This window comes from Sphingomonas sp. (assembly GCF_039595165.1).
In the GTDB taxonomy this organism is placed as follows: Bacteria; Pseudomonadota; Alphaproteobacteria; order Sphingomonadales; family Sphingomonadaceae; genus Sphingomonas.
In genome coordinates this window covers 1-9,470 of the sequence record NZ_JBCNMA010000127.1, presented here as the reverse complement: position 1 = coordinate 9,470, position 9,470 = coordinate 1, and the positions used below count along the sequence as shown (strand labels likewise).

6 protein-coding genes are annotated in these 9,470 nt (G+C 67.8%); 1 reads left to right on the top strand and 5 read right to left on the bottom strand.

Annotated elements, in window-relative coordinates; all coding sequences use genetic code 11:
• Positions 1-91: 91 nt before the first annotated feature.
• The 5 genes from ABDV68_RS16120 to ABDV68_RS16100 form a co-directional block, all read right to left on the bottom strand.
• A complete protein-coding gene (locus tag ABDV68_RS16120) occupies positions 92-2,041 on the bottom strand; it encodes a serine hydrolase domain-containing protein (protein WP_343521122.1) in 1,950 nt (649 codons plus the stop codon).
• A 16-nt stretch (positions 2,042-2,057) separates the two neighbouring features.
• On the bottom strand, positions 2,058-3,521 hold the full coding sequence (locus ABDV68_RS16115; RefSeq protein WP_343521121.1) for a serine hydrolase domain-containing protein: 1,464 nt from the start codon (positions 3,519-3,521) through the stop codon (positions 2,058-2,060).
• A 64-nt stretch (positions 3,522-3,585) separates the two neighbouring features.
• Entirely contained in the window at positions 3,586-4,626 is a 1,041-nt protein-coding gene (locus ABDV68_RS16110; protein WP_343521120.1) for a DUF1611 domain-containing protein, read from the bottom strand.
• A 43-nt stretch (positions 4,627-4,669) separates the two neighbouring features.
• Positions 4,670-5,803 (bottom strand): membrane dipeptidase, encoded by a 1,134-nt coding sequence (locus tag ABDV68_RS16105; RefSeq protein WP_343521119.1) that lies wholly within the window; start codon positions 5,801-5,803, stop codon positions 4,670-4,672.
• Positions 5,804-5,888: 85 nt separating this feature from the next.
• Entirely contained in the window at positions 5,889-7,766 is a 1,878-nt protein-coding gene (locus ABDV68_RS16100; protein WP_343521118.1) for a CocE/NonD family hydrolase, read from the bottom strand.
• 217 nt (positions 7,767-7,983) lie between these two features.
• Here ABDV68_RS16100 and ABDV68_RS16095 point away from each other — a divergent pair.
• Positions 7,984-9,470: TonB-dependent receptor plug domain-containing protein (locus tag ABDV68_RS16095; protein ID WP_343521117.1), on the top strand; the 1,487-nt coding region annotated here is incomplete at its 3' end.

Here is a 9,470-nt window from a genome sequence, read left to right as displayed (position 1 = left end):
GATCATGATGAAGCAAATCGGTTCCAACATTGGAAGGGCGAATACGCGGCCGCCACATAATCCTCCCCGGCCAGGGGAGGATTGAAGTGGCTCAATCCTCGACATAGACATATTGGGTCTGCTGCCCGTCGTTGATCGTCAGCGTGCGCTTGCCGTCCTTGGTGCCGACGAGCGCGTCGACGCCGATATTGCCGGGCCCGACCGAGATGACCGAAACCGTGCCGTCGGCATTCCTGCGGGTGGCGAGCGGACCTTCGACGAAGCCGGCCTTGATCCATTTCTGGCCGTTCCTGTCGCTGATCGTGATCTGGCCGACCGACGGATCGCTATAGTGGCCGGCGAGATTGCCGAGCACCGCGGCGTCGCCCGGATAGGTCAGCCGCGCGCGCCGCGCCTTGGCCTGAGTCTTGATCCGCGCCGCAGCGGCGGCGACGTCGCGCTCGGCCTCGGGCTGGCCGTCGTAGAGCACTTCGAGCAGTCGGCGCAGCACCGGCCCGAGCATCTGCGCGCCCGGGTCGCTGTTGGTGAGGATCACCAGGCCGACGCCGGATTCGGGCAGCGCGTACCAGGTGCTGTGATAGCCCATCAGCGTGCCGCCATGCGTCACCACCTGCACGCCCGAGGCGTCGCGCTGGAACAGGCCCATGCCGTACCAGCTGTCGGGCCCGACCTGCACGCCCTTCTCGCGCCGCGCGACGAGGTTGGCCTGGCTCACCAGCCGCTTGCCGTCGAGCATGCCCTTGCCGAGCTCGAGCTGGACATAGCGGACCATGTCGGCGGTGGTGGAGAAGGCCGCGCCGGCGGGGCGATAGGGATAGGGCGCCCAGTTGAAGTCGTTGGACATCAGCGTGACCTTGCCGTCGACGTCGAGGCCGTGCGGCGCCGCCCAGTTGCCGGCCATGCCCTCGGCATAGTCGAAGGTGCTGTCCGTCATGCCGAGCGGCTTGAAGACCTTCTCCTCCATCGCCCGGTCATAGGCCGCGCCGAACTCCATCTTGGGATAGAGGATATGCCCGCCCACATAACCGGCCGCGGACGCCAGCTGGTTGTTGTACTGGAACAGGTCGCCGAACTTGCTGGTCGGCATGGTCGCGGCGAGCTGGGTGAAGGTCGCGGCGGCCGGCTGGCCCTTGTCGGCGAGGATGAAGCCGAAATCCTTGCGCGGCAGGCCGGTGCAGGCGCAGATCAGGTGCCTGACCAGCACCGACTGGGTGACCTGGTCATTGCCGAGACGGAACTCGGGATAGAGGTCGACGACCTTCTCGTCCCAGCGCAGCTTGCCCTCGTCGGCCAGCATCGAGAGGAGCAGGGTGGTCATTCCCTTGGTGTTCGACGCGATCATGAACTTGGTGTTCTGATCGACCTTGGCTGGCGAGCCGAGCGCGCGCACCCCGAAGCCGCCCTGCCACACCACATTGCCGTCGTCGATCAGCGCGAAGCCGATACCGGGCACCTCGAGTTCCTGGCGGCTCCTCTCGACGAAATCGGTGAGCAGCTTGACCCGCCCGGGGGTGAGCTGGTGCGCGGTCATGCCGGCGAAGCTCTCCTTCTGGAAGCCGGCCGGGCGCAGGCTCTGCGACACCACCGACATCGCGGCGGAGCGCTTGGCGGCGGTGCCGGCCGAACCGTCGACGATCAGTACGGTCCATGCCGTGCCCTTGCGCAACGCGGTGGCCGAGCGACTGGCGCGCTCGCTCGGCAGCGTCTCATAGGCGAAGCTCACGCGCTCCTCCCAACCATCGCCGGCCGGAGCGTCGATGCTGGTGCGTAGCGCCGGCGCGGCGCCCGGGCGAACCACGGCCCAGGCCTTGGCGACGGCGTCCTTGGCATCCGCCGCGGCGCCGATATCGGCCACGACGATGCGCAGGTCGCCCTCGGGCGAGGTGAAGACGAGCGCGGGCCCCTGTTTCGACGCGGTCCAGTCCTTGGGCTGGACGTACTGCACGCCGCTCGGAAGCTTGCCGGGCGTGTCGGCGGTGGCGGTCTGGGCGAGAGCCGCGACGGGGGCGCAGGACAGCGCGAGCGCGAGCAACAGCTTCATGAGAGGACCTCCTCGGTCAGGGCTGAATCAGATAGTACGCGACATGGGGTTGCGAGCTGAAGCCGAGCCGCCAGCGCCCGGGCTCGCCATAGAAGCGCAGCTTCTCGTACGGGCCGCCGGCGCGGGCGCCGGTGACCTGCTCGAACAGCATCGGGCCGATCCGCTCCCAATAGCTGGTGCGGCCCTCGTTGGTGACGGTGAGCGCGTTCGGGCCGGCGGCGGCGACCTTGAGGTCGCGCGCGGGATTGGCGTCGCGCGAATAGTCGCGGCGGTTGCCGCGATAGGCGCCGAGCGGCAGCGTCTCGTTCGCGGGCGCGGCGACGCGCGGCGCGGGCTTCACCGGGAACAGCCGCCCGATCAGCGCCTCGGTCAGCTCGGTGCGGCCGCCATAGCTGCCCTGGCCGCCGGTCTCCGAGATGAAGAAGCCGATCCCGGTCTCGGGCGAGAGGATCATGTTCGAGTGGAAGTCGCCGGTATTGCCGCCATGGCCGACGAGGCGCGGCCCGGCCTCGCGCACCACGAAGAAGCCGTGCGCCATGCCGGGCAGGCCGGGCGCGTTGGCGTGCGAATCGCGCATCAGCAACTGGACCGAGCTGGCCTTGAGGATGCGCGCCTTGCCGAGCGCGCCGCCGTTCAGCATCGCCATCATGAAGCGCGCCATGTCGGCGCCGCTGCTGGTACCCGACCCGGCCGGCATCACCGGGCTGAACAGCTCGAACGGCTCGGCGACGAGGCGGCCGTCCTTGTAGATATAGCCGTTCGCCATGCGCGGCGCGAGCGCGGCGGGCAGGGGCTCGCGGAAGGTGGTCGAGGCCATGCCGAGCGGGGTGAAGATGTGCTTCTCGACATAGTCCGGAAAGCGCTCGCCCGAGACTCGCTCGACGATATAGCCGGCGAGCACCGAGCCGTAGTTGGAGTAGGAGGTCTCCGTTCCCGCCGGCCACAGCCGCTTGGGCACGCGGGTCTTCATCCACTCGACATAGGGCACCAGCTTGTCGACCGACGGCGCGGTGAGCCCGCCGACATCGCTCATGCCCGGCGTGTGCGACAGCAGGTCGCGCACGCGGATCGGCTTGCCTTCGAACTCGGGAATCCGGAAATCGAGATAGGTGTTCACGTCCGCATCGAGATCGACGCGGCCGAGCTCGACCTGCTGCAGCAGCGCGGTCCAGGTGAACATCTTCGAGACCGAACCGGGGCGGAACAGCGTGCGCTGCCCGTCGACCGCGACGCCCTTGTCGACATCGGCGAAGCCATAGCCGCGCGAGAACAGGACCTTGCCGTTCTGGACCACGGTGACGACCGCGCCCGCGACCTCGCGCGTGGCGAGCTGCTGCGCCATCACGCCGTCGACGAAATCGGCGAGCCCGGCGACGCGTGCGGGCGGGACGGCGGCGGTCTGCGCGGTGGCGGGCAGGGCAGTGCATCCGAGCAGCGCGGCCGCGATCGCGGCCCGGCGCAGGGCGGGGAATCGAGTCATCGAGAAATCTCCCGGGCGGAAGGTCGTGGGTGCCGCGCGCCCAGGGGACGGGACGCGCGGCGGATCATGCGAGGCAGCTGCCGACGAGCGCGTCGAAGGCGGGGCCGCCGCGGATCGGATCGGCGACGGGCAGGCCGAGCCGCTTGCTCTCGCGCGCCATCAGCTCGGCGGCTTCCGCGTCACCCAATGCGAAGGTGTTGAACGAGAAGCCGCCGCAGCGGATCGCGGGATTGGTGCGCCGGCCGAGGGCGATGGTCAGCTCGACGATCTCCTCGACGCTGGTCAGCGCATAGCCGGCGGTGCCGAGCATCTCGGTGCGGCCGGGCTCGTGGCAGACCACGAACACATCGGGCTGGCTGCCGTGGAGCAGGCCCAGCGAGACCGCGGCGTAGGACGGGTGGGTAAGCGCGCCCTGGCCTTCGATCACGTCCCAATGGCCCGGCGCGGCGTCGGGCGAGAGCAGTTCAGCGGCGCCCGCCTCGAAGTCGGAGACGACCGCGTCCATCGGGATGCCGCCGCCGGCGATCATGATGCCGGTCTGTCCGCTCGCGCGGAAGTCGGTGTCGACACCGCGATCCCGGAACGCGCGGGCGAGCGCCAGCGCGGTGTATTTCTTGCCAAGCGCGCAATCGGTGCCGACGGTGAGCAGCCGCTTGCCGCTGCGCTTGCGCCCGGTCGCGACCGGGATGTGCGGCGGCGGCACGCGCACGTCGATCAGCTGGCGGCCGAGGCGGTGCGCGGCTTCCGCCAGTTCCGGGATGTCGGCGAGCCGCATGTGCATGCCCGCGACGAGGTCGAGCCCGGCCTCCAGCGCCTCGACCAGCGACGCACGCCAGCTCGGCGGGATCACGCCGCCCTGGTTGGCGACGCCGATCACCAGCGCGCGGGCGCCGCGGGCATAGGCCTCGGCCGGGGGCACCGCGTCGAGGCCGGTGGTGACGGTCGCGCCTGCCAGCCGGATCTCGCCGACGCATTTCTCGGGCGCCCAGTCGCGCAGGCCGAACGCGGTCTTGGCGAACCCGGCGATCGTGGTGTCGCCGAGGAACAGGACATAGGGCTGCGGCAGCTCGATCGTGCCGGAGATACGGTCGAGGGGCGCGTTCATCGTGCCGCTCGCACGGTCAGGAAAAGGAACCGGATCGTCATGCTCAACCGCCCCAGGTCGCGGTCAGCAACCGCTGGAAATTGCCGCCGAGCACCGCGAGGATGTTGGCGTCGGAATATTTGCGGCGGATCAGCTCTTCGGTGAGGTCGAACATCTTGAGCGGGTGGTCGAATCCGTCGATGTCGATCTTCTCGCGAAAGGCGTAGCTGTCCTTGTAGGCGCCGCGCAGCATCTTGTTCAGCTCGGGGCTGGTGTCGTCATAGCCGTAGAGATCGCTGTCGGTGCCGATGCCGACATGGTCGATGCCGACCAGCTTGACGACGTGATCGATATGGTCGGCATAGTTCACGATCGTCGTCGGATCGGTCTTGCTGACGAAGTTGCGCACGCCGGTGATGCCCATCACGCCGCCCTTCGCGGCCATCGCCTTGATCGCCTCGTCGGTTTTGACGCGGGGATGGTCGATCAGCGCGCGGCAGTTGCTGTGCGTGATCGAGATCGGCTTGGTCGAGATGGCGATGCCGTCGAGCGTGGTGCGGTCGCCGCAATGCGACACGTCGACCAGCATGCCGACCTTGTTCATCTCGCCGATGATCGCCGCGCCGAAATCGCTCACGCCGCCATCGACGCGGTCGGTCGATCCGCCGCCGATGCGGTTCTGCGAATTGTAGGTGAGCTGGGCGCAGCGCAGGCCGAGCTCGTAGAAGAACTTGACGTCCTGCGGGCGGTTGAACTGGTCCGCGTTCTGCAGGCCCATGATCACCGCGACCTTGCGGTCCTTCCTGGCGCGCAGGATGTCGGCGAACTTGTCGACGCCGGTCAGCACGTGGCTGTTGCGTGCGACATAGTTGCCGTACGTCGCCAGGAAGCTGAGCGCCTGCTCGCGGGCGTTGTTGCCGCCGATCCCGATGGCGTGATGGATCGCGCTGATGCCGCTGGCCCGGAAATCGGCGGCCATCTTCTCGGACATCGGCGCGGCGTAGAAGCTCGGATCGAAGTCGATCTTGATTGGCGCGAGCATGTCGACGACCACCGCCTGGCGGACCAGCTCGATCGCGCGCTTCGAATAGGCCTTGTTGCTGTACGGGCTGATCTGGAAGCCGGCGCGGGCGACATGGGGAGCGGCGATGATCGCCGCGCCCACGGCGCCGATCGCCTGACGACGAGAGACAAGCATTCGCGATTCCTCCCCGTGAATTTTCTAATTAGGATGATATGGTCCCATTTGGAAACGTCAACACCTGATTGGCGCCTTTCTCCGTTCAGCGGACGACGGGCAGCTCGACATAGGATTGCCGGCCCGGCGCGTGGTGGATCGCGTTGGTGGCGACGACGCCCTTGCTCTCGCGCTCGTTGGCGCCGCCGGTGTTCAGGTTGCGCACGAACTTGGGAAAGTTGGACGAGGTCACCTCGACGCGGATGCGATGCCCTTTGCCGAAGCGGATGCTCGTCGCGATCGGCGAGGGCTTGATCGTGTAGGTCTCGCCCGGCTTCATCATCGCCGGCTTGTCGAAGCCGTCGCGGTAGCGCGCGCGGAAGATGGTGTCGCCGATGATCCAGGCGGTGCCGTCGGGCGCGACGTCGACCAGCTTGACCGCGAAGTCGGTGTCGGGCGCGCTCGACGAGACGCTCAGCACCGCGTCGACGAAACCGCTGACCTCGATCGGCGCGTCGAGCGGCTCGCTCGAATAGACCAGCACGTCGTTGCGGATCTCGACCCCGCGCTGGTCGAATGCGCCGGGGATGACGATGCCGCCGTTGCAGCAATCGCCGCCGCCGACCGTCGGCACCGGGTTCAGCGGATCGTAGCGATAGCTGTCCGGGCGCTCGGCGCCGGGCTCGGCGGCGACCAGCTTGCCGCCGCCGTCGAGGCTGTTCGCGTCGCCGCCGCTGCTGAGGTAGAGGCGCAGTTTCTGCGTGCCAGCGGGGGGCCAGCTCGCGGCGTTCTTCCAGCGGTTCTCGCCCATCAGGAAATAGCGCACGCGCGGGGTCGAGGCCGGGAATTTCGAGGCGTCGCCCTTGAGCCAGCGGTCGAACCAGCCGAACACCGCGCCGTTCACGTCGAAGCTGGTATCGCCCATCGACCGCTCGCCCACGGTGGTGTTGGGACCGAGCCGCGCATAGCCGCAGTGGGTGACGGGCGCGATCACCGCATATTGGTTGGCGGCCGCCTCGCGATCGCCGGTGCTGGCGCGCGCGTGGTTGAACAGCTCGAGATTGGGGCCGATCGACACGTCGTACCAGCTGTTGAACCACAGCGCCGGCACGCCCCAGCCCATGTCGTCATGGTAGAGCCCGCCCTGGCGCCATGCCGGGTCGGCGGGGGTGCGGGCGATGAAGGCGTCGAAGGTCTGCCGCGGCTCGCCCAGGCTCGACAACAGGGTGTCGACCGGCAGGTGCTTGATGTGCTTCGACCATTCGACCTTGGGCTTGGTCGCGGCGAGATCGTTGTTGAGCGTGGCGCGGGCGCGCGCCGCCTCGTCGAGGTCGGGCGAGAGCTGGGCGCGGTTGGGATTGTCGACGCCGTAGAGCCACACGAAGAACAGGCTGCGCGGGACGCCCCCGGTGTACCAGTTGCCCTGCTCCTGGAAGCGGCCGACCTTGCCGATCCCGGCGCCCGCCGCCATCGGCACCATCGCGGCATGGGCGGGGTGGTTCTGCGCCGCGAGCGCGAGCTGCCATTCCGCGGAGGAGGAGCAGCCGAGCGTGCCAACCTTGCCGTTCGACCAGCCCTGCGCCGCGATCCAGCTCAGCGTGTCGTAGCCGTCGGTCTGGGGCTTGCCGAGGATCTCGTACTCGCCTTCGGAGAAATAGCGGCCGCGCTCGTTCTGGACGATGAAGACATAGCCGCGGCGCACTGCCTCGATCGCATAGCGCTGAGTCGAGCCGCGCAATTTGTGCTCGTTATAGGGCGTCTTCCACAGGATGACGGGCAGGCGGCCCTTGGCATTCTTCGGCGTGTAGATGTTGGTCGACAGCCGCACCCCGTCGCGCATCGGCACCATCACCGCGATCCGCGAATCCGCGATCGTCGCGACCTCGCGCTCGAGCGCCTCGGGCGAGTATTTGGCGAGGTCCTGCGCGAGGACAGGTTGTGCGGCGCCGGCCGCGAGGAGCAGGGCGAGCAGCGGACGCGGCATTTAGCGACTCCATCATCCCGCGCCGGATGATTCGACGCCCGCTCAGGGGACCGCAACATCATGATCCTGTCAAGGATTGGAGAAAATGCACCACATTCATGCAGTTTAAGCCTGATAGGAAATATATTGTCCTGATCGGGACAGTGTGCCACGATCCCCGCAGCAGGAAGAACAATAGGAACCGTCAGAAGGCGGCCATCAGAGGGGAGACAATCCGATGCATCACGTCGTTTCCAGCCTTGCCCGTACACTTGCGCAGGGCAGCAGCCTTCCTGTCCTGGCGGTGGGATTGCTGATCGCCGCGCCCGTGGCGGCCCAGACTTCGGCGCCCAATCCCGCCGCGCAAGACGCGAGCGAGGATACGGGGAATGAAGTCGTCGTCACCGGCTCGCGCATCGAACGCGCCGGCTTCGACCAGCCGACGCCGACGACCGTGATCGGCGAGCTCGAGCTGCGTCAGGGTCAGCGCTCGAACCTGCAGCAGGTGCTGAACGACTCCCCGCAATTCCGTCCGACCACCACGACTCAGGTGTCGGCGGGCAACACCTCAAGCGGCAGCGCGCCGGTCGATCTTCGCGGCCTCGGCTCGAACCGCACGTTGACGCTGATCAACGGACGCCGCTTCGTCGGACAGAACAACTTGAACTATGTGCCGATGTCCCTGGTCGAGCGCGTTGAGGTGGTGACCGGCGGCGCGTCGGCCGCGTATAGCTCGGACGCGGTGGCGGGCGTGGTCAACATCCTGCTCAAGAACAAGGTCGAGGGCGTCCAGCTCGGCGTGCAGTCGGGCATCTCGTCGCGTGGCGACGGGTTCCGTTACGGCGCCGATCTGGCGCTCGGCACCTCGTTCGCCGATGGCCGCGGGCAGCTGATGTTCGGCGGGGAGTATGTGAAGGACGAGGCGATCCCCGATCGCAACTCGCGCCGCAATCTCGGCAGCGCGGCGACGGTGCGGCTCAATCCCACCTCGACCACCGATCTTCGCACGATCCTCGTGCGCGACGTCAACAACGGCAACACGCATCCCGCGGGCTTGATCACCAGCGGCATCTTCGCCGGGCAGATCTTCAACGACGACGGCACGCTCCGCCGGTTCCGCATGGGCCAGTCGCTCGCCGCCAATCCTGCGACGACGCCGTTCCCGGCCCAGATGATCGGCGGCGAAGACGGCGTCGGGCTGTTCGACGTCGTCGCGGTCACCACCCCGCTCGAACGGATCAGTACCTTCGGCCGGGCGACCTACGATTTCGGCGGCGTGCTGCTGTGGGCGGACGCCAGCTACGGCCGCTCGCGCTCCAAGTACAACTTCCTTCCCGACATCGGCGCGCCGGGGAGCATCACGATCCAGGCGACCAACCCGTTCCTGTCCGCCGACATCCGCAGCGCGCTCGCCGCCGCCGGCCAGACCAGCTTCACGCTCGGCCGCTTCTTCGACGGCCCGTTCATGGTCAAGTTGGACAGCACGCGCACGCAGAAGGAGGGTGCGGTCGGGATCGACGCCGATCTCGGCGGGAGCTGGAAGGCCAGCGCGCACTACAGCCATGGCGAGGTCAACACCAAGCAGCGCGTTGGAAACACTCGCGTCGTTTCGCGCTTCAACAACGCGATCAACGCGGTGTCGAGTGGCGGGCAGATCGTCTGCGCGATCAATGCCGACGCCGTTACCACCAACGATGACCCTGCCTGCCGCCCGCTCAACCTGTT